Genomic DNA, 25,028 nt, shown 5'->3' with positions numbered 1-25,028 from the left:
AACCTATATGCGGGCGATTTTTTGCTTTTCAACTGCCCGATATCTCAGTGCGACCCGCGGTTAGCAGCTGCGGTTGCAAATAAGATGGGGCCATCCAGCTCGGCATCAAGGGGCAGGGCAAAAAAAATTTCTTTTTTATCGTCATTCAGATCATTGTTTCCGGCTGCGGGGATCATTATGATGCGCGCGCTCTGATGGAAAACTTCGATTTTTTGGCCATTCAGACCATTTATGATTTTACTTCGCTGTTTCCGTTAATTTTCTGTTATCGCAGAGGACTTATGCACACCAACAAGTTGGCGAATCCCGGCCCTCTCGGCCTGATGGGCTTCGGGATGACCACCGTCTTGCTGAACCTGCACAACGCGGGCTTTTTCCCACTGAACTCCGCCATCATCAGCATGGGGATTTTCTTCGGTGGCCTGGCCCAGATCCTGGCCGGTCTGCTGGAGTACAAGAAGGGCAACACCTTCGGCATGACCGCATTCACCGCCTACGGCAGCTTCTGGCTGAGCCTGGTCGGCCTGCTGCTGCTGCCGCGTTTGGGCCTGGCGGAAGCCACCGAGGCGCACGTGCTGGGCATCTACCTGGCGCTGTGGGGCGTCTTCACCCTGTTCATGTTCTTCGGCACCTTGGGCGCCAACCGCGTACTGCAGTTCGTATTCGCCAGCCTGACGCTGCTGTTCGCCCTGCTGGCCGTCGGCAACATCACCGGCAACCACGCGCTGCTGACCTTCGCCGGTTATGAGGGCATCATCTGCGGCGCCAGCGCCATCTACCTGGCGATGGCCGAAGTGCTCAACGAGCAATACGGCCGCACCGTGCTGCCGATTGGCGAACCGGCCTCAGCCCGCGTCGCGGCATCGCCGGCCACGGCGTAATCGCCCGCCCCTGACGAAAAAGCCCTGCAATGCAGGGCTTTTTTTTAGCTGTAGGAACCGGCTCGCCGCTCGCCGGCTTCGCTGTTCAGGTCGCGATGCAGGTAGACACCGAGCAGCAGCCCGATAAGCGACAGCGCCAGCACATAGTAAGCGGGCGCTAACGGGGTTAATTTCATGATCAGCGTCACAAAAATCGGGGTTAAACCGCCAAAAATAGCGTACGAGACGTTATATGAGAACGAGATGCCGGTAAACCGCACTTCCGCCGGGAAGGCCCGCACCATCACATACGGCACGGCCCCCACCACGCCTACGCTGAAGCCCACCAGCGCATAGCAGGCGAACAGCATTTCCGGGCGCACGCCCACCGTCTGATAGAACAGCCAGCTGCAGCCGGCCAACAGCAAACTGCCGACCACCAGCGTTTTGCTGGCGCCGAAGCGATCGGCCGACAGACCGGCGACGATGCAGCCGGCGATCAGCATGATGGTGGCGATGCTGTTGGCCTGCAGCGTCAGGGCCGGCGCAATGCCGAACTGTTTTTGCAGATAGGTCGGGGTCATCAGGATCACCACCACGATACCGGCGGAGAGCAGCCAGGTCAGCAGCATCGACACCGCCACTTCCCGTTTGTGGTTGAGCACCACCGATTTCAGCGGCAGCTCCTCGGCCAGCGCTTTGCACGCCTGCATCTCGATGAAGATCGGTGTTTCCTGCAGCCAGCGGCGCAGGTACATCGCCACCAGGCCGAACATGCCGCCAAGCAGGAATGGAATGCGCCAGCCGCCGCCGGCAATGCTCTGCGGGCTAAGCGTGGTGTTGATCACCGTCGCCACCACCGATCCCAGCAGAATGCCCACCGTCAGCCCGGCGGTCAGCGTGCCGCAGGCGAAACCGATGCGCCGGCGCGGCACGTGTTCGGCGACGAAGACCCAGGCGCCCGGCACCTCACCGCCGATCGCCGCCCCCTGCAGCACGCGCATCAACAGCAGCAACAGCGGCGCGGCGATGCCGATGCTGGCGTAGGTCGGCAGCAGGCCCATCGCCAGCGTCGGCAACGCCATCAGCAGAATGCTCAGGGTAAACATCTTTTTGCGGCCGACCAGATCGCCGAAGTGCGCCATCACGATGCCGCCCAGCGGGCGGGCCAGATAGCCGGCGGCGAAAATGCCGAAGGTTTGCACCAGCCGCAGCCATTCCGGCATGTCCGCCGGGAAGAACAGATCGCCGACCACGGCGGCGAAGAACACGAAGATGATGAAGTCGTAAAACTCCAACGCGCCGCCCAACGCGGCCAACGTCAGCGTTTTGTAGTCTTGCCGGTTCAGCCGGCGATTAGTGTCGTGAGGCATAGGGCACCGTCGGTAAAGGCTGTAAAAATAAAAGCCGCAGGCTTTCTGTAAAAGAATCCTTACTATAGCGGCAAATTATTTTCACACCAAACGGGCTGAAGCCGATCTCGCAGATTGCTGAAATTTAGAGGTTTATCTCGCGACGCGCGCTCTTTGGCCGAAATGCTGCTACCACTGCGGCATGCGTTTCGACATAAGGCCCGTCGAGCAGCTGAATGCAATAAGGCACGCTGGCGAAGATGCCGTGCACCACCGCATTGCCTTGTTCGTCCTTCACCCCTTCCAGCGTTTCCTTGATCGACTTTGGCTGGCCGGGCAGATTGATGATCAGCGCCTGCTTGCGGATCGCCCCCACCTGGCGAGAAAGAATTGCCGTTGGCACATAGTGTAGGCTGATCTGACGCATTTGCTCGCCAAAGCCAGGCATCACGCGATCGGCGATCGCCAGCGTGGCGTCGGGGGTGACGTCGCGACGTGCCGGCCCGGTGCCGCCGGTGGTCAGCACCAGATGGCAGCCCATTTCGTCCACCAGCTCACACAGCGTTTGTTCAATTTGCGTCTGCTCATCGGGGATCAGCCGGGTTTCCAGCTTGAACGGCGTCGCCAGCGCGCCGGCCAGCCACTCCTCCAGCGCCGGAATGCCTTTATCCTGGTAAACGCCGCCGGAAGCGCGGTCAGAAACGGAAACCAAACCAATACGTAAAATATCCATGCGTAACCTCTACAGCCTGATGGGGTCCGAACGGGTTCGTCTCCCGTTCTGTTGTCATTGCCGAGAGTATAAGGGCTTCCCCCGCCGGCGGGAGCGTCGGGCATAAAAAAAGGTGGCCTGAGCCACCTTTTTACTGCGCGATCTGCGGGAATTACAGCAGGTCGGCGATCATTTTTTCCAGTTTGCCCTGATCTACAGCGAACTTGCGGATGCCGTCGGTCAGTTTCTCGACCGCCATCGGATCCTGGTTGTGCTGCCAGTAGAACTCAGGTTCGGTCAGTGCGGCAGGACGCGCCTTCACTTCACCGGTGTAAGACAGTTTGCGCTCCAGCGCGCCTTCGCTCTCCGCCAGCTCTTTCAGCAGCGCAGGGGCGATGGTCAGGCGGTCGCAGCCGGCCAGCTCGATGATTTCGCCAACGTTGCGGAAGCTGGCGCCCATCACCACGGTGTTGTAACCGTGTTGTTTGTAGTACTGGTAAATCTCGGTCACGGAGATCACGCCCGGATCTTCGTGCGGCGCGAACTCTTTTTTGTCGCCGTTGGCTTTGTACCAATCGAGAATACGGCCGACGAACGGCGAGATCAGATAAACGCCGGCTTCGGCGCAGGCGCGAGCCTGAGCGAAGGAGAACAGCAGCGTCAGGTTACAGTTGATGCCTTCTTTCTCCAGCTGCTCCGCCGCGCGGATGCCCTGCCAGGTCGAGGCCAGTTTGATCAGAATGCGATCGTTGCTGATGCCGGCTTCGTTGTACAGCTTGATCAGGCGCTTGGCCTTGGCCACGCTGGCGGCGGTGTCGTAAGACAGACGCGCGTCAACCTCGGTGGAGATGCGGCCCGGAACCAGTTTGAGGATCTCCAGACCGATGTTGACCGCCAGCTTGTCGGCGGCGTCGGCGATCTGCTGCTCGCGATCGCTGCTCTGGTCGCGCGCCCAGGCGATGGCTTCGTCAATCAGTTTGCGGTATTCAGGAATTTGGGCTGCATTGAGGATCAGCGAAGGGTTGGTTGTGGCGTCCTGCGGTTGATACAGCTTCATTGCCGCGATATCACCCGTATCTGCAACCACCGTAGTCAGCTGGCGCAGGGAAGTTAATTTGTCGGTCATGTTGGCATTATCTCATCGTTTGTGCATGAACTTTTGGCATTGTTCAACCATGCCCTGCCCTGATAATAACATGCGCCAAGCCCGGTGCAAGGCTGGAAAACCGCGGCGCGCAAGCATCTGTTTTATCCTTGGGCGAGCAACCGTTTACGCCGATATCTTTCGCCATTACCGAGCGGATGGAAAGGCAATAACGTGCTATCGCCCGAATAAATTATGTTAAATTCGAAAAAATTGATGCAATTCGTCCGCTAATCTGCGAAAAATCTTAATCGCCTGACGCCGGACCGATTCCAGCTAAGCTCTTGTAAAAAATAGGCCAATATTTCTCACCTGCGGTGGATGCTGCCAGGTGCGCATGACATTTCGATAAGGAGGAGGGATCCCTTGACGGACCTGATGAATTTTATAAACAACATTTTGTGGGGGTCGGTGCTGATTTATCTGCTGCTCGGCACCGGCATTTACTTCACGCTGCGCACCCGTTTTATCCAGCTCCGCCACTTCAGCCACATGTTCTCGGTGTTGAAAAACAGCAATAAAAGCGACAGCGCCGGCATTTCCTCTTTCCAGGCGCTGTGCACCACGCTGGCGGCGCGCGTCGGCACCGGCAACCTGACCGGCGTCGCCATCGCCCTGACCGCCGGCGGCCCCGGCGCCATCTTCTGGATGTGGGTGGTGGCGTTTATCGGCATGGCCACCTCATTTGTGGAGAGCTCGCTGGCGCAGCTCTACAAAACCAAGGACGATAACGGCAACTACCGCGGCGGCCCGGCCTATTACATGGAAAAGGGACTCGGCATGCGCTGGATGGGCGTGCTGTTCTCCATTTTCCTGATCATCGCTTTCGGCCTGGTGTTCAACGCCGTACAGGCCAACTCCATCGCGCAGGCCTCCGCCGTCGCCTTCCATTTACAGCCGCTGCACGTCGGTATTGGCCTGGTGCTGCTGAGCGGCGTGGTGATCTTCGGCGGCATCCGCTCCATCGCCAAAGTGGCCGAGCTGGTGGTGCCGCTGATGGCCGGCGCCTACCTGCTGCTGGCTCTCTGGGTGATTGGCCATAACATCGAGCACATGCCGGCGATCCTGACGCTGATCTTCAAAAGCGCCTTCGGCCTGCAGGAAGCCGCGGCCGGCGCCGTCGGTTACGGTATCTCCCAGGCGATGACCCAGGGCGTGCAGCGCGGCCTGTTCTCCAACGAAGCCGGCATGGGATCGGCGCCCAACGCGGCGGCTTCCGCCTCGCCTTATCCGCCGCATCCCGCTTCACAGGGCTACGTGCAGATGCTCGGGGTATTTATCGACACCATCGTCATCTGCAGTGCCACCGCGGCGATCATCCTCTCTTCCGGCATTCTCGATCAGCCGACCGACAGCATCAGCGGCATCGATCTGACTCAGCGCGCGCTGTCGACCGCCGTCGGCAGTTGGGGGACTCCGTTCGTCGCCATCGCCATCTTCTTCTTCGCCTTTACGTCGATCATCGCCAACTACGCCTATGCCGAGAGCAACCTGGTGTTCCTCGAGCACAACCACCCAGGCGGCCTGTTGATTTTCCGCTGCGTGGCGCTGGGCATGGTGATGTTCGGCGCGCTGGCGGAGCTGCCGCTGGTGTGGAAAATGGCGGATACCTCCATGGCGCTTATGGCGATCACCAACCTGACAGCTATCTTGCTGCTGTCGCGGGTCGCGCTGAAGCTGGCTGACGACTACCATCGCCAGCGCCGCCTGGGCAAGCTGCCAACCTTCGACGCCAACCGTTATCCGGAGCTGAAATCGCAGCTGGAGCCGGGCGTGTGGGACGACAAGCCGCCGCCGCGCTGAGTATTCCGGGGCGCGTGCGATGCGCGCCCCGCCTATTGGACCGATAGCCCCTTTTTCCCGCGCTTTTTGCTACAGTATGCGCACTTGGATAAACAGGATCTGGCCATGCTCGTTATTATTTCACCTGCAAAAACGCTCGATTACGACAGCCCGCTGGCGACAAAACGCTTCACGCAGCCCGAACTGCTGAACAAGTCTAAGCAGCTTATCAACATTTGCCGCGAGCTGACGCCGGCGCAAATCGCCAGCCTGATGAGCATCAGCGACAAGCTGGCCGGGCTGAACGCCGCGCGCTTTAGCGAATGGCAACCGACATTTACCCCGGACAACGCCCGTCAGGCGTTGCTGGCGTTCAAGGGCGACGTATATACCGGCCTGCAGGCGCAGGACTTCAACGAAGCCGATTTCGACTTCGCCCAGCAGCATCTGCGCATGCTGTCCGGCCTGTATGGCGTACTGCGCCCGCTCGATCTGATGATGCCGTACCGGCTGGAGATGGGCATCAAGCTGGAAAACCCGAAGGGCAAAGATTTGTACAGCTTCTGGGGCGATCAGATCACCCAAAAACTCAACGAAGCGCTGGAGCAACAGGGCGACGACGTGGTGGTCAACCTGGCGTCAGACGAGTATTTCAAAGCGGTGAAGCCGGCCAAGCTGCACGGCTCGCTGATCAAACCGGTGTTCCTCGACGAGAAGAACGGCAAGTTCAAGGTCATCAGCTTCTACGCCAAGAAAGCGCGTGGGTTGATGAGCCGCTTTATCATCAAAAACCGCCTGACGCGCAGCGAGCAGCTGGCGGACTTCAACCTGGAAGGCTACGCCTTCGACGAAGCCGCTTCGCAAGGCAATGAACTGGTGTTCAAACGCCCGGAGCAGGTATAAAAAAAAGCCGTCGCAAGACGGCTTTTCGCATTTTACCCTGCCGAACTTCAGGCCGGCAGCCCCATCAGGAACTTGCGCAGCTCGCCGAAGTTGGCCGGCAGCGTGTGCGACAGCAGCGGCAGCTCAGCCCGCAGCGCCAGCGCTTTCGGCAACGGCAGCTCCTGGCCGAGTATCGCTTCCACACTCTCTTTAAACTTGGCCGGATGCGCGGTGCCGAGGAACAGACCGAACTCCCCTTCCTGCAACTGGTCACGCAGCGCGCGGTAGGCGATGGCCGCGTGCGGTTCGGAGATATAGCCCAGCTCGGCCAGCTCACGCATCGTGTCTTTGGTGGTCTCGTCGCTGACCGCCGCGTGACCCAGCTCCTTCAACTGCCAGACCTTGCGACGGAACAGCTCTTCCACGCGCGGCCAGTTGTTCGGCTGGCTGACGTCCATGGCGTTGGACAGCGTCGCGACCGTAGCGTGCGGCTGCCACTGGCCGCTGGTCAGGAAGCGCGGCACGGTGTCGTTAGCGTTGGTGGCGGCGATGAAGCGCTTCACCGGCAGGCCCAGCGATTTGGCCAGCAGCCCGGCGGTCAGATCGCCGAAGTTGCCGCTCGGCACCGAAATCACCAGTTGATTACGCGCTTCCTGCGGCAGCTGCGCCACCGCTTCGAAGTAGTAGCAGATCTGCGCCAGCAAACGGCTGATGTTGATAGAGTTGGCCGAGTTCAGGTGCAGCGCGTCTTTCAATTCCTGATCGTCGAACGCCTGCTTCACCAGCGCCTGACAAGCATCGAAGTCGCCGTCGATCGCCACGGTGTGAATGTTGCCGCCCAGGGTGCAGAACAGCTTTTCCTGCAGCGGGCTGATTTTGCCCTGCGGATACAGGATCACTACCCGTACGTTTTTCAGGCCGTAGAAGGCGTGCGCCACGGCAGCGCCGGTGTCGCCGGAGGTGGCGGTCAGAATGGTCACCGGCTGCTCGCCGGCCACTTCCGCCAGCATCTGCGCCATAAAGCGGCCGCCGAAGTCTTTGAACGCCAGCGTCGGGCCGTGGAACAGCTCCAGGCAGGAGACGTCATCGGTCACTTTCGCCACCGGCGCCGGAAACTCAAAGGCGGCCTGCACGCGTTTCTTCAGCGCCGCTTCCGGCACCTCTTCGCCGATAAAGGCCGACAGAATGCGGCTGCTGCGGGTGACAAAATCCTGCTCCAGCAGGTGGTCGATTTCGGTCAGTTCGAACTCCGGCAGCTCCAGCGGGAAGAACAGCCCCTGTTGCTTGCCCAGGCCTTGTTTGATCGCCTGCGCGAAGCTGACCTGCTCGTTGTGATCCTTAAGGTTGTACAGTTTCATGCGTTATCCCAGTAGTCGAGCGCCTGCGGTATCCAGACGGCAAATATGAACAAAACCTTCGTCGTTTTGCAGATAGTGTTGTTGCAGCCAGGCGGCCATGCGTTGCGCGGTGGCGACGTCGTTGCAGACGGCGAACAGCGTCGGGCCAGAGCCGGAGATGCCGCAGGCCAACGCGCCGATCTCCTGCGCCGCCTTGCGCGCTTCGGCGAAGCCCGGCAGCAGCCGGGTGCGGTACGGTTCGGCGATCACGTCCTGCATCAATTTGGCGGCCAGCTGCGGCTGCCGGGTATGGCAGGCGTGAATAAAGCCGGCCAGGTAGCGGCCGTGGCTGATGCAATCCTGACGACGGTATTGCGCGGGTAAAATGGCGCGCGCTTCGGCGGTGGAGACCTTGATGCCCGGATAGGCCATAACCCACAGCCAATCGTCAAAGCACGGCACCTCCTGGCTGATAATGCCTTCTTCTTCCAGCATCAGCTGCAGGCCGCCCAGATAGCAAGGCGCCACGTTGTCGTAATGCACGCTGCCGGAAATGCGCCCTTCCAGCTCGCCCATCAGGCCGAGCAGCGTCGTCTTATCCAACGGACGATCGCAGAATTCGTTCATCGCCATCAGCCCGGCGACCACCGAACAGGCGCTGGAACCCAGCCCCGATCCGATCGGCATGTTCTTTTCCAAACGCATCGCCACCGGCACTTCGCGGCCGATCTCCTGGCAGAAGCGCTCCCAGCATTGATAAACGATGTTCTCTTTCGGCTCAGCCGGCAGCTTGCTGACGAAGCGCCCGGCATTCTGCAAACTGAACGTCTCGGCGGCTTCGACGCTGACACAGTCGCCCAGCAGCGTGCCGTCGATCGGCGAAACCGCCGCGCCCAGCACGTCGAAACCGACGCTGACGTTGCCGATCGAGGCCGGTGCATACACCTTAACCATATTAAACTCCCAACTTCCATGACAGTGTGCGCAGCAGATCGGCGAATACGCCCGCTGCGGTCACATCGTTACCGGCGCCGTAGCCGCGCAGCACCAGCGGCAACGGTTGATAGTAGCGGCTGTAGAAGGCCAGCGCGTTCTCGCCGTTCTTCACTTTATACAACGGATCGTTGCCGTCCACCGCCTCAATGCGCACCTTGCAGCGCCCTTCGTCGATCAGGCCGACATAGCGCAGCACCTTGCCTTGCTCGGCGGCGTTGGCCACGTTGCGCGCGAACTCTTTATCCAGCTCCGGCAACCGCGCCAGGAAGGTGTCCACGTCGCCCGACGCGTCGAAGGACGGCGGCAGCACCGGCTCGACCTCGATATCGCTCAGTTCCAGTTTATAACCGGCCTCGCGCGCCAGGATCAGCAGCTTGCGCGCCACGTCCATCCCGGACAGATCGTCGCGCGGATCCGGCTCGGTGTAGCCGTTGGCCCGGGCCTGCAGGGTCGCGGCCGACAGCGACAGCCCTTCGTCCAGCTTGCCGAAGATAAAGGACAGCGAGCCGGACAGGATGCCGGAGAAACGTACCAGCTCATCGCCGGCGTTCAGCAGGTTTTGCAGGTTCTCAATCACCGGCAGACCGGCGCCGACGTTGGTGTCGTACAGGAACTTGCGGTGCGAACCGGCGGCGGCAGCGCGCAGCTGCTGATAATAGTTCATCGACGAGGTGTTGGCCTTTTTGTTCGGCGTCACCACATGGAAGCCGTCCGCCAGGAAGTCCACGTACTGATCGGCCACCGCTTGACTGGAGGTACAGTCGACGATCACCGGGTTCAGCAGGTGATATTCCTTCACCAGCCGGATCAGACGGCCGAGATTGAACGGCTCCTGCGCGCCGGCCAGCGCGTCGCGCCAGCTGTCGAGCGCGATGCCGTGCACGTTGGTCAGCATCACGCGCGAGTTGGCGATGCCGCACACCCGCAGATCGATATGTTTTTGCTTCAGCCACGGCTGCTGACGATAGATCTGCTCGATCAACGCCCCGCCGACGCCGCCAACGCCGATGACGAACACTTCGATCACCTGATCGGTGTTGAACAGCATCTGGTGGCTGACGCGCACTCCGGTGGTGGCGGAATCATTGCTGACCACCACCGAAATGGAACGTTCGGAAGATCCTTGGGCGATGGCGACGATATTGATGTTGGCGCGCGCCAGCGCGGAGAAGAAGCGAGCGGAAATGCCACGCAGGGTGCGCATGCCGTCGCCGACCACCGAGATGATCGCCAGGCGTTCCATCACGTCCAGCGGATCCAGCACGCCGTCTTTCAGCTCCAGATAGAACTCCTCTTCCAGCGCGCGACGAGCGCGCTGCAGTTCACCCTGCGGCACGCAGAAGCTGATGCTGTATTCGGAAGAGGATTGGGTGATCAGCACCACCGAAATGCCGGCGCGCGACATCACGGCGAAGACCCGTGCGGCCATGCCGACCATGCCTTTCATGCCCGGGCCGGAGACGTTGATCATCGCCATGTTGTTCAGGTTGGTGATGCCCTTCACCGGCATATCGGCATCGGTGCTGTCTTTGCCGATCAGCGTGCCGGGGGCCTGCGGGTTGGAGGTGTTTTTAATCAGGCAAGGGATTTGGAACTGAGCAATCGGAGTGATGGTGCGGGGGTGTAACACTTTGGCGCCGAAATAGGAAAGCTCCATCGCTTCCTGGTACGACATCGATTTCAGTAACCTGGCGTCCGGCACGGTGCGCGGATCGCAGGTATAAACGCCGTCGACGTCAGTCCAAATCTCGCAACAGTCGGCGCGCAGGCAGGCGGCCAGCACCGCGGCGGAATAGTCGGAGCCGTTGCGGCCCAGCACCACCAGCTCGCCCTTGTCGTTACCGGCGGTGAAACCGGCCATCAGCACGATGTGATCGGCCGGGATCGCCGCGGCGGCGATGCGCAGCGTAGACTCGGCGATGTCCACGGTGGACTCCAGGTAGTGGCCCTGCGCCAGCAGTTTCTCCACCGGGTTAATCACCGTGACCGGGTAGCCTTTGGCGCGGAACACCCCTTCCATGATGGCGATGGAGAGCTTTTCGCCGCGGCAGATGATCGCCGCGTTCACGCTGTCCGGGCACTGCCCCAGCAGCGAGACGCCATGCAGCACCTGTTTGAGCTGCGCGAATTCCTGATCGACCACGCCTTTCAAACGATCGTATTCAAAGCCCGGCAGCGCCTGCGCCAGCCCGCTCAGCAAGTCGGCAAAGATCCGCTCGGCGTCGCTCATATTCGGCAGAATGTCCTGGCCCGCCACCGTTTTATCGATCATCGCCACCAGATGGTTGGTGATCTTTGCGGGGGCGGACAAGACCGTGGCTACCTGTCCCTGACGCGCGTTACTCTCCATGATGTCGGCGACGCGCAGAAAACGTTCCGCATTCGCTACCGAGGTTCCGCCAAATTTCAGCACTCGCATTTGTGATCTCTCCGAATTTAAGCCGAAAAAAAAGCCCGCACTGATTAGGTGCGGGCTTTTTTCTGTGTTTCCTGTGCGCGTCAGCCCGCCCCGTTACCTGTGGTATCGGTGGTGGTAATAATTGTGGTAGTCAGGCTGATATTGCGCATGTTGTCTGTCTGTCTCATGAAATACTCTGTCCCCTCTATTGGTTAAAGCAATCGCAATCCCAAGTCAAACGATTTCTTTTTTTTGCTTATTTTCCGTTCAGCGGCGGTAATGCGCGATGCAACAGGTGAAAAGCAAAATGACAGAACAAAAAAACAACCTAAAGCCGGTTTAATAGTGGATCACACTGAGTAACCGCCTGCTGGAGCCGCTATCACTTGGCGAGTTTTTTTTCGATGTCGTGCAGCAGCGTATGCAGCATCGCCGTATCTCGCTGCGGCAACGCACCGAGGCGCTGGTGCAGCCAGTCGCGCAATTTTTGGTCATCGCCGACCTCCAGAGTATCCAACAAGGCATCGGCGCGGCGGCGCAACGCCCTGAGTTGCCCTTCAGGCGCCGCAGCCTCCTGCGGCGCGGCGTTGACGCCCATCAGGCTCGCCAACTGGTAGCAGTACACCATCACCGCCTGGCCCAGGTTGAGCGACGGATAGTCCGCCAGCATCGGCACGCCGGTCAGCAAATCCGCCAGCGCCAGCTCTTCGTTGGTCAGGCCGGAATCTTCGCGGCCGAATACCAGCGCGGCCTGGCCGACCCACTGCTTACGCTCACTCAGCTGTTCCAGCAGCTCAGGCGGCGTGCAGTAGTAGTGAAAACGCGCGCGACTGCGGGCGGTGGTGGCGACGGTGAAATCCACATCCGCCAGCGCCTGTTCCAGCGTGGCGAACGTTTGCACGCCGTCGAGGATCTCGCCGGCCCCATGTGCCACCCAGCGCGCCGCCGGCTGCAGATGCGCCTCGCTGTCGACAATGCGCAACGAAGCGAAACCCATGGTTTTCATCGCGCGCGCCGCCGCGCCGACGTTTTCCGGCCGCGCCGGAGCCACTAGAACAATATGAAGCTGCATCACTCTTCCACCGAAGGCGGGCCTGCGTTTTTGACGATAGCGCAGCGCCCGCATGTATTTACAATTGAGTAACAATAAACGCGTTAATAGCAACAAACAAGATTAAACGGCTCGTTGAGCTAATAAACCTGTCGTAATAGTCATTATTCATGCTTATGTTTTACTGCATTTATTTATCAATGAGTTAAAACAACGCGATGATCAATAAGCGAATAATTGTATCCTATCGGGCCGGATAATGCTGAATCGTTCACAGAATTTGAGGTTCTGTGACTTAAACTGGCATTTCTGTAAGTGTTTTTCACAAATCTGTTAACGTGCTACAATTGAATTTGATATATGTCAACAAAGCGTAGTTTTGTTGGGTGATGAATTCGGCACGCGCTGTTATATTGCTGTTAATGGGGTTAGGATATGCGCCGTTTTAGCACCCAAGGGGTTGTAGGGAACGGCATCCCCACCAGGCTAGCGATCTTGTTGACATGAGATGGAAAGTGCATCAAGAACGAGTTTACGTACTTTAGTCATTTGCTGAGAGGGAACGTGGCGCTATCTCTGCCCTCCTCTAAGAAAACAGAGACTTCTGTACTTCCTATTTTCTATTTTGTTGGCAATTTTAGGTAGCAAATATGCAGACCCCGCACATTCTGATTGTCGAAGACGAGTTAGTCACTCGTAACACCCTGAAGAGCATTTTCGAGGCGGAAGGCTACATTGTTCATGAAGCCAATGATGGTGCAGAGATGCACAATATCCTGTCTGAAAATGATATCAATCTGGTCATCATGGACATCAATCTACCAGGCAAAAACGGCCTGCTGTTGGCGCGCGAACTGCGTGAACAGGCCAGCGTCGCCTTGATGTTCCTGACCGGCCGCGATAACGAGGTGGATAAGATTCTCGGCCTGGAAATCGGCGCCGACGATTACATCACCAAACCGTTCAACCCGCGTGAGCTGACCATCCGCGCGCGCAACCTGCTGTCGCGCACCATGAATCTAGGCAGCCTCGGCGAAGAGCGCCGCCTGGTCGAGAGCTACAAATTCAACGGATGGGAGCTGGACATCAACAGCCGCTCTTTGATCAGCCCGGCCGGCGAACAGTACAAGCTGCCGCGCAGTGAATTCCGCGCCATGCTGCACTTCTGCGAAAACCCGGGCAAGATCCAGTCCCGCGGCGAACTGCTGAAGAAGATGACCGGCCGCGAGCTGAAGCCGCATGACCGCACCGTGGACGTCACCATCCGTCGCATTCGCAAGCACTTCGAATCGACGCCGGACACGCCGGAAATCATCGCCACCATCCACGGCGAAGGCTACCGCTTCTGCGGCGATCTGGAAGAGTAATTCCAGCCTGCCGTCATGAAAACGGGGTTCAGCATGCTGAACCCCGTTTTTTTATTTTGCCTCAGCCCACGGCATGATCGGCACCGCGCTCAGCGCATTCTTCGGCGAGCCGTCGATCACCTTGTCGGAGTAGCTCAGGTAGATCAGCGAATTGCGTTTGGCGTCGTAGAAGCGCACCACCTGCAGCTTCTTGAACACCAGCGACGTGCGTTTCTGGAACACCACATCGCCTTCCGCCTTGCCGTTTTTGATCTTGTCGCTCAGCTCGATAGGCCCGACCTGCTGGCAGGAAATGGCCGCGTCGGCGGTATCTTCCGCCAGGCCCAGCCCGCCTTTGATGCCGCCGGTTTTGGCGCGGCTGATATAACAAGTTACATTTTTAACATCCGGATCGTCGAACGCTTCGACCACGATTTTGTGGTCCGGCCCCAACAATTTAAACACCGTATCAACGGAACCCACTTGCTCCGCCTGTGCGCTTCCCACGGTTGCGCAAACCAAACCGAATAAAAATATCCAGCTTTTTTTCATTTACTTAACTCCGATATAACCTTGCCGCGAAAATGGGCCCGGCGATCACCATTATTTATGTCTAAGCTCACGGAATCGGGTTTTTACGGGTCCGCACCGTCCGTTTTAGCACAGAGCGTGACAAAAATCTTTGAGAGTCGCGGAGGAAAAAAATTGCTATGATGCGGCGTCGTTATTTCTTTGCGCCCACTACGGTGTACCCCAATCCAACTCTGGCGCGGCATGCGCAGCAGAGGCAAAGAGTGCAACGCATAATGGCTCATGGATCGGTCTGATAGCGCAGCACCAGCGTGACGAATCAACAGTTCGGGTTCCTACCCCCAAGCTTTACGAGGAAGATCTATGGATCAAGCCGGTATCATTCGTGATCTGCTTAGCTGGCTGGAAAGCCATTTGGACCAACCCTTGTCGCTGGATAACGTGGCGGCCAAGGCCGGCTACTCCAAATGGCACCTGCAACGGATGTTCAAAGATATTACCGGTAATGCCATCGGTGCTTACATCCGGGCAAGAAGGCTGTCCAAGGCCGCCGTCGCGCTGCGCCTGACCAGCCGGCCGATTTTGGATATCGCTCTGCAATATCGCTTCGACTCGCAGCAGACCTTCACGCGCGCCTTCAAGAAACAGTTTGCGCAAACGCCGGCGCTGTACCGCCGCGCCGAAGACTGGAACGCGTTCGGCATCTGTCCGCCGATCCGTCTGGGGGCCTTCACTCTGCCGCAGCCCGAGTTCCTCTCGTTGCCGGATAAGCATCTGGTCGGCCTGACGCAAAGCTACTCCTGCACGCTGGAACAGATCACCACCGTGCGCACCGAACTGCGCTCGCAGTTCTGGCGCCAGTTCCTCGGCGAAGTCGAAACCTTGCCGCCGGTGCTGTACGGGTTGCACCACTCGCGTCCGAGCCAGGAGAAGGACGACGAACAGGAAGTGCTGTACACCACGGCGCTGGAGCCGGATCAGGTGCCTGATAAAGTGCAGGAAGTTCAACCGCTGGTGCTGCCGGGCGGCGAATTTGCAATGTTCAGCTATGAAGGGCCCATCGGAGGCCTGCAGGACTTTATCCTGACGGTCTACGGCACTTGCCTGCCGGAGCTCAAACTGACGCGCCGCAAAGGGCACGACATCGAGCGCTTCTACCCGAAAGGCGAGCGCCGTCCGCATCAGGCGCCTACCGAGATCAAGTGCGATTACCTGATCCCGATTCGACGTTAACGCTGCAGTTCGTCCAACGCGGGCATGTCCAGATGCGTGACATCGCCCGCCGTTTCGACGATCCAGCCGGAAGCCAGCCACGGGCTCTGCTGGTGATCGACGCGCGACAGTGAGCAGTTGCGCAAGCGCAGGCGACGTTCCGCATAGGCCGGCAGCCCAAGCACCGTACTGATCAAACACCCCAACGCGATGCCATGGCTGACGAGCAGCGGCTTGCTGCCCTCCGGCAGCATCAGGCAGCTCTCCAGCGCGGCGCGCATGCGCTCGCCGAGCTCCTCCATGGATTCGCCTTGAGGGATACGGCCGTCAGGAGTACCATCGACCATCTGTTTGCGCCACTGTTCTTCCTGCGGCGTCAAACTGTCGATCAGGCGTTCTTCCAGAACCCCCATGTGCAGCTCACGCAAACGCGGATCGCCAATCACTTCGCAGCCACAGGCTTCGGCGATGATCTGCGCGGTGCGGCGCGTACGCCCCAGGTCGCTGGTAATGATATGCGTAATGCCTTCTTTACTGACGCGCCTGGCGACCAGACGGGCCTGGTGTTCCCCCATGGCGGTTAACGGGCTGTCGGACTGACCCTGGATGCGGCGAGCCGCGTTCCATTCCGTTTCGCCGTGGCGAACGAGGTATACCTGTAACATTTTTGTTTTCCGTTATACTGCGTGAAATTTGCGTTTATCCCCGGCCCGGCGACGCTTTTGCCGCTGCCCGGCGTATCGGCCAGAAGGATATCAAACCCGTTATGTACCATGTTGTCGCTGCAACTACCAACCCGGCAAAGATCAAGGCTATTCAATTGGCCTTCGATGACGTCTTCGGCGCAGGCCAATACCGCATTGAACCCGTCGACGTCGCCAGCGGCGTTTCGCTGCAGCCGATAGGCAATCACGAAACGCGCACCGGTGCGCGTCAACGCGTGATGGAAGCGCGCCAGGTCAGGCCCGAGGCCGATTTTTGGGTCGGCGTGGAAGCCGGGATTGAGGAGAATATGACCTTCGCCTGGATGACCATCGAGAACCCGTCCATCCGCGGCGAATCCCGCTCGGCGAGCCTAATGCTGCCGGAAGTCATCTTACAAGGTATTCGCGAAGGCCGCGAATTGGGCAGCGAAATGGCGACGATCACCGGCAACGCCGAGGTGAAGCGCCAGGGCGGCGCCATCGGCGTTTTCACCGACGGCCGGCTGAGCCGCACCAGCGTTTATCATCAGGCGCTGCTGCTGGCGCTGGTGCCGTTCCACAACGCCATCTATCAGCAATAACGCAGAGTCTGCTAGGGCGCGTCGTGCAGCAGCTGCTGCTCAAGCCACTGTTTCAGCGCCGGTGAAGCCGCTTTCAGGCTGTTAGAACCGCGGGTGATGGTGGCGATCCCCGCGCCCAGTTCATTTTTCAGCTCGCGCTGGCTCATCTCGCCGCGCATCAGTTCCTGAATGATCCGCACCCGGGTGCCCAGCGCGGTGCGCTCGTCCGGCGTCAGCATCAATTGCAACAGCGGTTGATGCAGTTCTTGCGCAAACGAATTCTGCAGCAGCGCGACGAAGCGCAGCCAATCCTCATTGCCTTGTTCTGAAAGAGCGGGGTCGTTTAACGATAATTGCGTCATGGCAGCCACCATACTATTTAACTAGTACAGCAGCATACCATAGGGCCGTCAAAATCAATAACGTCTCTGCCACTCGGCGTCGGTCAGCACCTTGGCCGGCCGGTGCGTCAGATAGCGGTAAAACGCATCGTAAGCCAGCACGTTCTTGACGTAGCCGCGGGTCTCCGAGAACGGAATGCTTTCGATGAACGCGACCGGATCGATCCGCCCCGCGCTGTTCCCCAGCCAGGTGTTCACTCGCGACGGGCCGGCGTTATAAGCGGCGCTCGACAGAATGCGGTTGCGGCCGAACTGCTGATAGACCGACTCCAGATAGCTGGTGCCGATGGTGATGTTGGTCTGCGGATCGAACAATTGGCTCGGCCCCACATAGCCGGGAATATTGTACATCTGCACCGTATGCTGCGCGGTGCGCGGCATGACCTGCATCAGGCCGGAGGCGCCGACCGGCGACTGCGCCTTCGGATTCCAGGCGCTCTCCTGACGCGCGATCGCCATCGCATAGCTGCTGGTGATCCCTTTGTCATCGGTCGCGCGGCGGAACTCCTGCGGCCAGGCGACCGGGAAACGCTCTTCCAGATGATCCCACAGCTTGCCGACGATAGTCGCCTGCACGCTCAGATCGGCCCATTTTTGCTCAAAGGCGTAACGCGCCAGCGCCTCTTGTTCAGGCCGGCTGCGGCTGGCGACATAGGAACCCCACTCGCTGCGGGCCAGGTTGTCCATATTCCAGTACATTAGCTCGCGCACTCGGGCCACTTCCGGCCCGTCGGTCAGCGACGCGCGCGGCTTGGCTGCCACCGCCACCATCACCGGATAGGTCGCGTTCAGCTTCTGCGCCGCCACCATCGGGTAGAAGCCGCGTTCGGTCATCAGGTTGCGCAACATTTCCTCGCCTTCGGCGCGTTTGCCTTCGTCCATCAGCTGACTGGCGCGCCAGTAGCGCCACTCATCCTTGTTGCGCGACTCTTCCGGCAAGCGAGCCAGCCAGGTCGCGACGCCCTGCCGATCGCCGTTGCCCAGCGCCATCCGCACCCGACGCTCCAGTAACGAAGGCGAACGGCTGCGCAGAATCACCTGATCGCGCCACTGCGCCTGTTCCAGGGTGGCGTCGCTGCCCATCAGACGCCAGGCCACCGCCTCTTCCAGCCCCAGCCGCTCCTCGTCGCTCATTTTCTGCAGCCGCGCGAGCGTCGGGATCATCGCCCGCGCGTTTTCCACATCCTGTCGCGCCAGGCGCTCAAAGGCGATGCCGGTGGCCGCGCGGGTAAAATCGGTCGGCCCCACGCTGCGGGCGAAGGCTTCCACGGTGGTCGGGTCGTTTTGCAAGCGCACCAGAGCGTTGCCCATGGTTTGGTAATCGGCCGGCAACTGGCTGTAGAGGTTGCTGACCAGCGAGCTGTTACCCTCTTTCAGCGCCAGCTTCATGCGCGCCAGAATATCGAGCGGCGTCTGCTTGCCCGCGCCGCGCCAGACGCTGAACAGCCGATCGCAGGCGCCCGGCAGCGTTTTGCCGTTCAGCCACAGCTCGTCGGCGCCGCTCCAGGCCGCCTGCTGATCGCCGGTGGCCCATTTGGCGTAGTAATAGTTGCAGCGTGCCGCCACCGGTTTAGGCGGCTGCGGGCTGAAGGCCAACAGGGTGCGCCAATCTTCGCGCCGCGCCAGTTCATTGACGAAGCGCGGCGCCAGCGATTTCGCCGGCGGCAGCGTCGGGTTGCGTTTGATAAAGTCGTTCACTTCGGAGAACCCCGCCTGACTCAGATCCTGAGTCAGCTCGCGGTATTCCAGATAAGGATAAAGCGGGTAATCGCGCAGCGTCGGCATCAGCTGCGCCACCACGTCCATCTGATTGCCGTCCCACGCTTGCTTGATCTGCTGGTAGCGCTGACGTTGCGCATCCAGAGAATCCGCCAGCGCCGCGCCGGAAAACGCCGTCAGGCACAGCCCCATCGCCAACAGCCGTCGCTTGTCCACCTTGACCATCCTCGCTCTTTCCTCACTGATTGTGCCGCGGGAGCCGCCCAGCTCCCCGGAGACCGCCGCGCCACGGCGCCGCAGAACAAAATAAAACCGGGCGCACGGCCCGGACGCAGATATCTACCATAGACAGCGCAATCGCTCATCCATTCAATACTGTAGAAGAAGAAGTGTATCGCCATGATCGGAGCCAGGTAAAAAACGTTTACTTTGGCTGACAAATCAGGGCGGCGGGATATTATCGCCGGCCGGATTTTTATTAGCCGCAGCGGCATTTATTGGAAAAGTAAAATACTTTCTAATTATTAGTTATCACATTATTGCATTTAAGAGATAACGCCGACATTGCGCAAATCGCCTGACAGCTGGCCAAACGCGCCAACTTTGCAGAAAAGCGGTGGCAAACCCGAGAGGGCATTTTTATACTATCAAAAATAAGTAGGATAATTCCGAGAAAACAGCACATAAAGCGCCCAACGAAGACATCTTATAATACAATCCGCGCCAATTATGGGTAGATAGTGTTCATTAGGCAGTGCGACTGACAGCTTTCAGCAAAACGATTGTCCCTTCAAGCGGGCCGGATTTTTACTTGTCGGGCCACGGCCTGCGGGCGGTGGATCAGGCCGGAATGGCGGGTGAAGATGGCGAGTAATACCGCGATAACGATGCGTTGCGCAAAAAGCCCCGTGCCGGGCTTCCTTGCCGCACGCCTGAATATCGGCCGCCTGTTGCTGATCGTTTTGTTGGCGCTGCTGACGTTGCCCGGGCCTGCGCGCGCCGCCGATGATCCCTATCAACAGCGCACGCACGCCGTGACGACCGTGGTGGTAGGCATCATCAGCTACGCCCGCTGGTCACGTGAACCCAATCCGATCCGGTTGTGCGTGACCGCACCCACCCAGTATGCCGAGGGGCTGTTCGATCCGATCCTGCTCAGCGCGCCGCGTCCGATTAAAACCGAACGCGTGCCGTTCGACAGCCCGACGCTGAGTACCGGCTGCGATGTCATCTATTTAGGGAACATCAACGCCGCGCAGAGACAAAATTTCATGCAGCGCATTTCCGGCAACTCCATTCTCAGCATCAGCGAGAACGATAGCGAATGCTCCGCCGGCAGCGCATTTTGCCTGCAGATCAACGGCGACCAGGCCGGCTTCAAGGTCAACCTGGACGCCCTGGCGCGCAGCGGCGTGCGCGTTCACCCCAACGTGCTGCAGCTGGCGCGCAAACAGGCCCCGCCGCTATGAGGCTGTTGCGTAGAAACCGTTCCGGCAATGCGCGCCCGACGTTGGGCCGAGTGCTGCAGCGGGTGCATCTTGGGCTGGCATTGATCGCCGTCGGCACCGCCGGCATCTTTCTGACGCTGGTGGCGCTGTTCGCGCTGCGCGCCTACGCCAACCACAACCTGCACCTGATCGCGCGTTCCATCAGCTATACGGTTGAAGCGGCAGTGGTGTTTGGCGATCGCCCCTACATTCGCGAGGCGATGGTGCTGATCGCCGCCAAAGAAGAGGTGTCGGAGGCCAAAATTTTGAACAACGCCGGTGACGTGCTGGTTAGTTGGCATCGTCCCAAAGATGGCCCGCTGCACGGCATGGAGCAGGTTATCGCCCACTGGGCGCTGCCCGAGCCGGTCATCCTGCCTATCTCCCACGAGGGCAAACAGGTCGGCCAGGTCTGGCTGAGCGGCAACGGCGGCAGCCTGTTGCGTTTCCTGTTGCGCGGGCTGGTCGGCATGATCGCCTGCATGGTGCTCAGTACCCTGTGCGCCCTGGTGTTGTCGCGCCGCATGCTGGTCGGCATCGTCAGCTCGTTGGACGACATCGCCAACGTGGCGCATGCGGTGCGGCGAGATCGCACCTTCGGCCTGCGGGTGCCCTCGGCGCCGATCGCCGAGCTGCATGAGCTCAGCAATGATTTCAATGGCTTGCTCGATGAACTGGAGGCCTGGCAGGCCCATCTGAAGCAGGAAAACGACTCGCTGGCTCACCGGGCGACGCACGACAGCCTGACCGGCTTGCCGAACCGCGCCTTCTTCGAAGGCCGGCTGAGCCGCGCCCTGGGCGATATCGCGCCACCGGCGAAATTGGCGGTGCTGTTTATCGACGGCGATCGCTTCAAGGAAGTAAACGACAGTTACGGTCACGCCGCGGGCGATGCGGTGCTGACCACCATTGCCGGACGCATTCGCGCGCAGCTGCGTGAAACCGATCTGGTCGCACGCCTGGGAGGAGATGAATTCGCCGTACTGCTGGCGCCGGTGCACAGCACGGAAGATGTCTTACAGATCGCCGACAACATCATCGATTGCATGAGGCAACCGGTTATTTTACCGAACGACGAGACGATCATTACCTCTCTGAGTATCGGCATTGCGCTGTACCCTGATCACGCGTCGACGCCTCAGGGTCTTTTGCACGAAGCTGACGATGCGATGTATCAGGCAAAGCATCGTTATAACGGAGGCTGGCGGCTGGCTATACATAAATAAGAGCCCCGGCTATAACACTTGAACTAGGGATTTTGACTATGATACAGCAACTGTTTAAAGGCCGTTTTTCACTGCTGACGATGGCGTTCGTCGCCCTGCTGGCGCTCGCCGGTTGCCAGAGCAAGCCGCAAGGCCTGACGCCCGAGCAGGTTGCGCTGCTGCAATCGCAGGGCTTCAAACTGACCGACAACGGTTGGGAATTCGGCCTGTCGGATAAAGTGCTGTTCGGCAACAACATCGGCAAGCTGAACCCGGAAAGCACCGAGACGGTGCAGAAGATGGGCCGCGCGCTGCTGAGCGTCGGCATCACCAAGTTCCGTCTGGACGGCCATACCGACAACTACGGCGAAGACAGCTATAACGATCAGCTCTCCCTGCGCCGCGCCGATGCGGTGGCCGATCTGCTGGCCAGCGTCGGTATTCCGCGTGCCAACATCGAAACCCGCGGCATGGGCAAGCGCGATCCCGTCGCCGACAACCGCACCTCCAGCGGCCGCGCGGAAAACCGCCGCGTCGCGATCGTCGTCACGCCATAAGCCACCAATATGCGCCTTTATCGGCGCATAAAAGGTTATACTTAGCGATCGCTGAGCGATGTCTGGGATCCAAGATCGAAACGGGCTACACTCATGCCGCCAGACATCCTATAAATACTGATATAGAGAGGCTTAGAGCAACGTGGCTCAATACGTCTATACCATGCACCGCGTCGGCAAAGTGGTACCGCCGAAGCGTCATATTTTGAAAAACATCTCCCTGAGCTTCTTCCCTGGGGCAAAAATCGGCGTACTGGGCCTTAACGGCGCCGGTAAGTCCACCCTGCTGCGCATCATGGCCGGCATCGATACCGATATCGAAGGGGAAGCGCGCCCGCAGCCGGGCATCAAGATCGGTTATCTGCCGCAGGAGCCGCAGCTTAACCTCGAACACACCGTGCGTGAGTCGGTGGAAGAAGCGCTGGCAGAAGTGGTCGGCGCGCTGAAACGCCTGGACGAAGTGTACGCACTGTACGCGGAAGAAGGCGCAGACTTCGACAAGCTGGCCGCCGAACAGGGCCGCCTGGAAGAGATCATTCAGGCGCACGACGGTCACAACCTCAACGCGCAGCTGGAACGCGCCGCCGATGCGCTGCGCCTGCCGGACTGGGACGCCAAAATCGCCCATCTGTCCGGGGGTGAACGCCGCCGCGTCGCGCTGTGCCGCCTGCTGCTCGAAAAGCCGGACATGCTGCTGCTGGACGAACCGACCAACCACCTGGACGCCGAGTCCGTGGCCTGGCTGGAACGCTTCCTGCACGACTTCGAAGGCACCGTCGTGGCGATCACCCACGACCGTTACTTCCTGGATAACGTGGCCGGCTGGATCCTCGAACTGGACCGCGGCGAAGGCATTCCGTGGGAAGGCAACTACTCGTCCTGGCTGGAGCAGAAAGACGCACGTCTGGCGCAGGAAGCGTCCGCCGAAGCCGCTCGTCGCAAGTCGATCGAGAAAGAGCTGGAGTGGGTGCGCCAGGGTACCAAAGGCCGCCAGTCCAAAGGCAAGGCCCGTCTGGCCCGCTTTGAAGAGCTGAACAACACCGAATACCAAAAACGTAACGAAACTAACGAACTGTTCATTCCACCTGGCGCGCGCCTGGGCGATAAAGTGGTCGAAGTCAGCAACCTGCGTAAGTCCTATGGCGACCGCCTGTTGATCGACGACCTGTCGTTCTCGGTGCCAAAAGGGGCGATCGTCGGCATCATCGGCCCGAACGGCGCGGGTAAATCCACGCTGTTCCGCATGATGTCCGGTCAGGAGCAGCCTGATTCCGGCAGCATCGTGCTGGGCGATACCGTCAAGCTGGCGTCCGTCGATCAGTTCCGCGACAGCATGGACGGTTCGAAAACCGTGTGGGAAGAGGTCTCCGGCGGGCAGGACATCATGCGCATCGGCAACACCGAGATGCCGAGCCGCGCCTATGTCGGCCGCTTCAACTTCAAGGGCGTCGATCAGGGCAAACGCGTGGGCGAGCTGTCCGGCGGTGAGCGTGGCCGTCTGCACCTGGCCAAGCTGCTGCAGGTTGGCGGCAACGTGCTGCTGCTCGATGAACCGACCAACGACCTGGATATCGAAACCCTGCGCGCGCTGGAAAACGCCCTGCTGGAATTCCCAGGCTGCGCCATGGTGATCTCGCACGACCGTTGGTTCCTCGACCGTATCGCCACCCACATCCTGGACTACCAGGACGAGGGCAAGGTGGAATTCTTCGAAGGCAACTTCACCGAGTACGAAGAGTACAAGAAGCGTACGCTGGGCGCCGACGCGCTCGAGCCGCACCGCATCAAGTACAAAAAGATCGCCAAGTAATCCTCAAGGCGCCGCATGCGGCGCCTTTTTTACTCCTGCGTCAGCTCGCGCGCGTAGTCGTCAAACGCCGGGTGCTGCAATACCACATCGATGAAACAGGCCAGCGCCGGGGAATTTAGCTTGCGGCTCGGGTAGACCAGATACAGTTCATTCCCTTCTGCGCGCCAGGCCGGCAACACCTCCACCAACAGCTTCTGCGCCACCACCTCGCGGCTGAGAAACGCCGGCAGCAGCGTGATCCCCGCGCCGGCGATAGCGCATTCGCGCGCATACAGCAGATTGTCGGTGGTGTGCGCCAGCGGCAACTGCCAGCGGTAATAATCGTCGCCGCAGCGCAGGTTCCAGGCCGTCCAGGCGCGGTGGGCAATGCAGCGATGCTGCTGCAGCTGCTGCGGGTGTTCGATCGGCGGGTGCTGCGCCAGATAGGACGGCGCAGCCAGCAGATAGCGCGGCGCATACCCGAGGCGGCGGCCGATCAGCGAAGAATCCTGCGGCTTGCCGGTTCGCAGCGCGGCGTCGAAGCCTTCCTGCACCAGATCCACCATCGCGTCGGATACCGACACCTCCAGCGATACGTCCGGGTACTGGCGCTGAAAATCCGCCGCCAGCCGCGCCACCAGGGTCGCGCCCAGCCCGGCCGGCGTCGAGATGCGCAGGCGGCCGCTCGGGTTGTCGCGCAGCCGCTGCAGCGCCAGATCGGCCCGCTCGGCGGCGGACATCATCGCCTGGCAGTGTTCCAGATAGCGCTCGCCGGCGAAGGTCAGGTTCAGCTGGCGCGTGGTGCGATTGAGCAGCCGTAGCCCCAGCGTCTGCTCGAGCTGGCTGATGCGCTGGCTGACGCTGGATTTCGGCAACCCAACGCGCTGCGCGGCGGCGGTAAAACTGCCGCACTCCGCCACCAGCGCGAACAACGCCATGTCCTGCAGTTGTTTGAATTCCATTGTTCACCTTAAACGAACACTCCGTTAGATATTGTCCATCT

General features: G+C 59.9%; 23 protein-coding genes and 1 other annotated feature. Of the genes, 10 read left to right on the top strand and 13 right to left on the bottom strand.

Going from position 1 to position 25,028, the window contains the following annotated elements:
- Positions 1 to 281: 281 nt before the first annotated feature.
- Complete coding sequence (gene satP, locus IMX17_RS16025) at positions 282 to 881, top strand: acetate uptake transporter (protein ID WP_046898194.1); 600 nt, start codon at positions 282 to 284, stop codon at positions 879 to 881.
- 44 nt (positions 882 to 925) lie between these two features.
- On the opposite strand, the gene IMX17_RS16020 is transcribed toward satP, so the two are convergent.
- The 3 genes from IMX17_RS16020 to tal all read right to left on the bottom strand — a co-directional run bounded on the left by IMX17_RS16020 (position 926) and on the right by tal (position 4,050).
- Positions 926 to 2,233 (bottom strand): MFS transporter, encoded by a 1,308-nt coding sequence (locus IMX17_RS16020; RefSeq protein WP_046898100.1) that lies wholly within the window; start codon positions 2,231 to 2,233, stop codon positions 926 to 928.
- Between the two features lie 124 nt (positions 2,234 to 2,357).
- On the bottom strand, positions 2,358 to 2,945 hold the full coding sequence (gene mog, locus IMX17_RS16015) for a molybdopterin adenylyltransferase (RefSeq protein ID WP_015376607.1): 588 nt from the start codon (positions 2,943 to 2,945) through the stop codon (positions 2,358 to 2,360).
- Between the two features lie 151 nt (positions 2,946 to 3,096).
- Positions 3,097 to 4,050: a transaldolase gene (gene tal, locus IMX17_RS16010; protein WP_193549970.1), complete on the bottom strand. Its 954-nt coding sequence runs from the start codon at positions 4,048 to 4,050 to the stop codon at positions 3,097 to 3,099.
- Between the two features lie 384 nt (positions 4,051 to 4,434).
- Here tal and IMX17_RS16005 point away from each other — a divergent pair, with 384 nt between their 5' ends.
- Positions 4,435 to 5,871, top strand: coding sequence for a sodium:alanine symporter family protein (locus IMX17_RS16005; protein WP_044029719.1), 1,437 nt, complete (start codon positions 4,435 to 4,437; stop codon positions 5,869 to 5,871).
- A gap of 105 nt (positions 5,872 to 5,976) precedes the next feature.
- Positions 5,977 to 6,753 (top strand): peroxide stress protein YaaA, encoded by a 777-nt coding sequence (yaaA, locus tag IMX17_RS16000; protein ID WP_046898097.1) that lies wholly within the window; start codon positions 5,977 to 5,979, stop codon positions 6,751 to 6,753.
- Positions 6,754 to 6,800: 47 nt separating this feature from the next.
- On the opposite strand, the gene thrC is transcribed toward yaaA, so the two are convergent.
- The 5 genes from thrC to IMX17_RS15975 form a co-directional block, all read right to left on the bottom strand.
- Positions 6,801 to 8,090: a threonine synthase gene (gene thrC / locus IMX17_RS15995; RefSeq protein WP_033641812.1), complete on the bottom strand. Its 1,290-nt coding sequence runs from the start codon at positions 8,088 to 8,090 to the stop codon at positions 6,801 to 6,803.
- A 3-nt stretch (positions 8,091 to 8,093) separates the two neighbouring features.
- On the bottom strand, positions 8,094 to 9,023 hold the full coding sequence (gene thrB, locus IMX17_RS15990) for a homoserine kinase (protein WP_044029724.1): 930 nt from the start codon (positions 9,021 to 9,023) through the stop codon (positions 8,094 to 8,096).
- A 1-nt stretch (position 9,024) separates the two neighbouring features.
- Positions 9,025 to 11,484, bottom strand: a complete 2,460-nt coding sequence (gene thrA, locus IMX17_RS15985; protein ID WP_033641811.1) for a bifunctional aspartate kinase/homoserine dehydrogenase I — start codon at positions 11,482 to 11,484, stop codon at positions 9,025 to 9,027.
- A gap of 24 nt (positions 11,485 to 11,508) precedes the next feature.
- Positions 11,509 to 11,626: a sequence feature (Thr leader region), on the bottom strand.
- Positions 11,565 to 11,633: a thr operon leader peptide gene (gene thrL / locus IMX17_RS15980; protein WP_099785730.1), complete on the bottom strand. Its 69-nt coding sequence runs from the start codon at positions 11,631 to 11,633 to the stop codon at positions 11,565 to 11,567. It overlaps the preceding feature by 62 nt.
- A 212-nt stretch (positions 11,634 to 11,845) precedes the next feature.
- Complete coding sequence (locus IMX17_RS15975) at positions 11,846 to 12,535, bottom strand: tRNA/rRNA methyltransferase (protein WP_046898095.1); 690 nt, start codon at positions 12,533 to 12,535, stop codon at positions 11,846 to 11,848.
- 629 nt (positions 12,536 to 13,164) lie between these two features.
- Here IMX17_RS15975 and arcA point away from each other — a divergent pair.
- Positions 13,165 to 13,881, top strand: coding sequence for a two-component system response regulator ArcA (gene arcA, locus IMX17_RS15970; RefSeq protein WP_004933003.1), 717 nt, complete (start codon positions 13,165 to 13,167; stop codon positions 13,879 to 13,881).
- Between the two features lie 51 nt (positions 13,882 to 13,932).
- Here the strand turns inward: arcA and creA are convergent, their stop codons facing one another.
- A complete protein-coding gene (gene creA, locus IMX17_RS15965) occupies positions 13,933 to 14,412 on the bottom strand; it encodes a protein CreA (protein WP_033641809.1) in 480 nt (159 codons plus the stop codon).
- Between the two features lie 342 nt (positions 14,413 to 14,754).
- Here creA and robA point away from each other — a divergent pair, with 342 nt between their 5' ends.
- The gene (gene robA, locus IMX17_RS15960) at positions 14,755 to 15,624 is read left to right on the top strand and encodes an MDR efflux pump AcrAB transcriptional activator RobA (RefSeq protein WP_033641808.1); all 870 of its coding nucleotides are present in this window, start codon (positions 14,755 to 14,757) and stop codon (positions 15,622 to 15,624) included.
- Here the strand turns inward: robA and gpmB are convergent.
- Complete coding sequence (gpmB, locus tag IMX17_RS15955) at positions 15,621 to 16,268, bottom strand: 2,3-diphosphoglycerate-dependent phosphoglycerate mutase GpmB (protein ID WP_025305227.1); 648 nt, start codon at positions 16,266 to 16,268, stop codon at positions 15,621 to 15,623. The two genes, robA and gpmB, sit on opposite strands and share 4 nt — an antisense overlap.
- A gap of 101 nt (positions 16,269 to 16,369) precedes the next feature.
- Between gpmB and yjjX the strand changes: the two genes are divergently transcribed.
- The gene (yjjX, locus tag IMX17_RS15950; protein WP_033641807.1) at positions 16,370 to 16,888 is read left to right on the top strand and encodes an inosine/xanthosine triphosphatase; all 519 of its coding nucleotides are present in this window, start codon (positions 16,370 to 16,372) and stop codon (positions 16,886 to 16,888) included.
- 11 nt (positions 16,889 to 16,899) lie between these two features.
- On the opposite strand, the gene trpR is transcribed toward yjjX, so the two are convergent.
- Together trpR and sltY are read right to left on the bottom strand one after the other, a co-directional pair.
- On the bottom strand, positions 16,900 to 17,229 hold the full coding sequence (gene trpR, locus IMX17_RS15945; protein WP_016929152.1) for a trp operon repressor: 330 nt from the start codon (positions 17,227 to 17,229) through the stop codon (positions 16,900 to 16,902).
- A 54-nt stretch (positions 17,230 to 17,283) separates the two neighbouring features.
- Entirely contained in the window at positions 17,284 to 19,212 is a 1,929-nt protein-coding gene (gene sltY, locus IMX17_RS15940) for a murein transglycosylase (protein ID WP_046898094.1), read from the bottom strand.
- A gap of 632 nt (positions 19,213 to 19,844) precedes the next feature.
- On the opposite strand from sltY, the gene IMX17_RS15935 reads away from it, so the two are divergent.
- The 4 genes from IMX17_RS15935 (at position 19,845) to ettA (ending at position 24,046) form a co-directional block, all read left to right on the top strand.
- Positions 19,845 to 20,456: a YfiR family protein gene (locus tag IMX17_RS15935; RefSeq protein WP_033651698.1), complete on the top strand. Its 612-nt coding sequence runs from the start codon at positions 19,845 to 19,847 to the stop codon at positions 20,454 to 20,456.
- Positions 20,453 to 21,700: a diguanylate cyclase domain-containing protein gene (locus IMX17_RS15930; RefSeq protein ID WP_046898093.1), complete on the top strand. Its 1,248-nt coding sequence runs from the start codon at positions 20,453 to 20,455 to the stop codon at positions 21,698 to 21,700. The genes IMX17_RS15935 and IMX17_RS15930 overlap by 4 nt, the downstream gene beginning before the upstream one ends.
- A gap of 38 nt (positions 21,701 to 21,738) precedes the next feature.
- Positions 21,739 to 22,236, top strand: a complete 498-nt coding sequence (locus IMX17_RS15925; protein ID WP_033641803.1) for an OmpA family protein — start codon at positions 21,739 to 21,741, stop codon at positions 22,234 to 22,236.
- Positions 22,237 to 22,378: 142 nt separating this feature from the next.
- Positions 22,379 to 24,046: an energy-dependent translational throttle protein EttA gene (ettA, locus tag IMX17_RS15920; protein ID WP_033649135.1), complete on the top strand. Its 1,668-nt coding sequence runs from the start codon at positions 22,379 to 22,381 to the stop codon at positions 24,044 to 24,046.
- Between the two features lie 29 nt (positions 24,047 to 24,075).
- Here the strand turns inward: ettA and IMX17_RS15915 are convergent, their stop codons facing one another.
- Positions 24,076 to 24,987, bottom strand: coding sequence for a LysR family transcriptional regulator (locus IMX17_RS15915; protein WP_094143788.1), 912 nt, complete (start codon positions 24,985 to 24,987; stop codon positions 24,076 to 24,078).
- Positions 24,988 to 25,028: the final 41 nt, after the last annotated feature.

It is taken from the genome of Serratia sp. X3, assembly GCF_014982455.1.
Lineage (GTDB): Bacteria > Pseudomonadota > Gammaproteobacteria > Enterobacterales > Enterobacteriaceae > Serratia > Serratia ureilytica.
The sequence above is the reverse complement of the archived record's forward strand: the minus strand, read 5'-3'. Positions and strand labels throughout refer to the sequence as shown.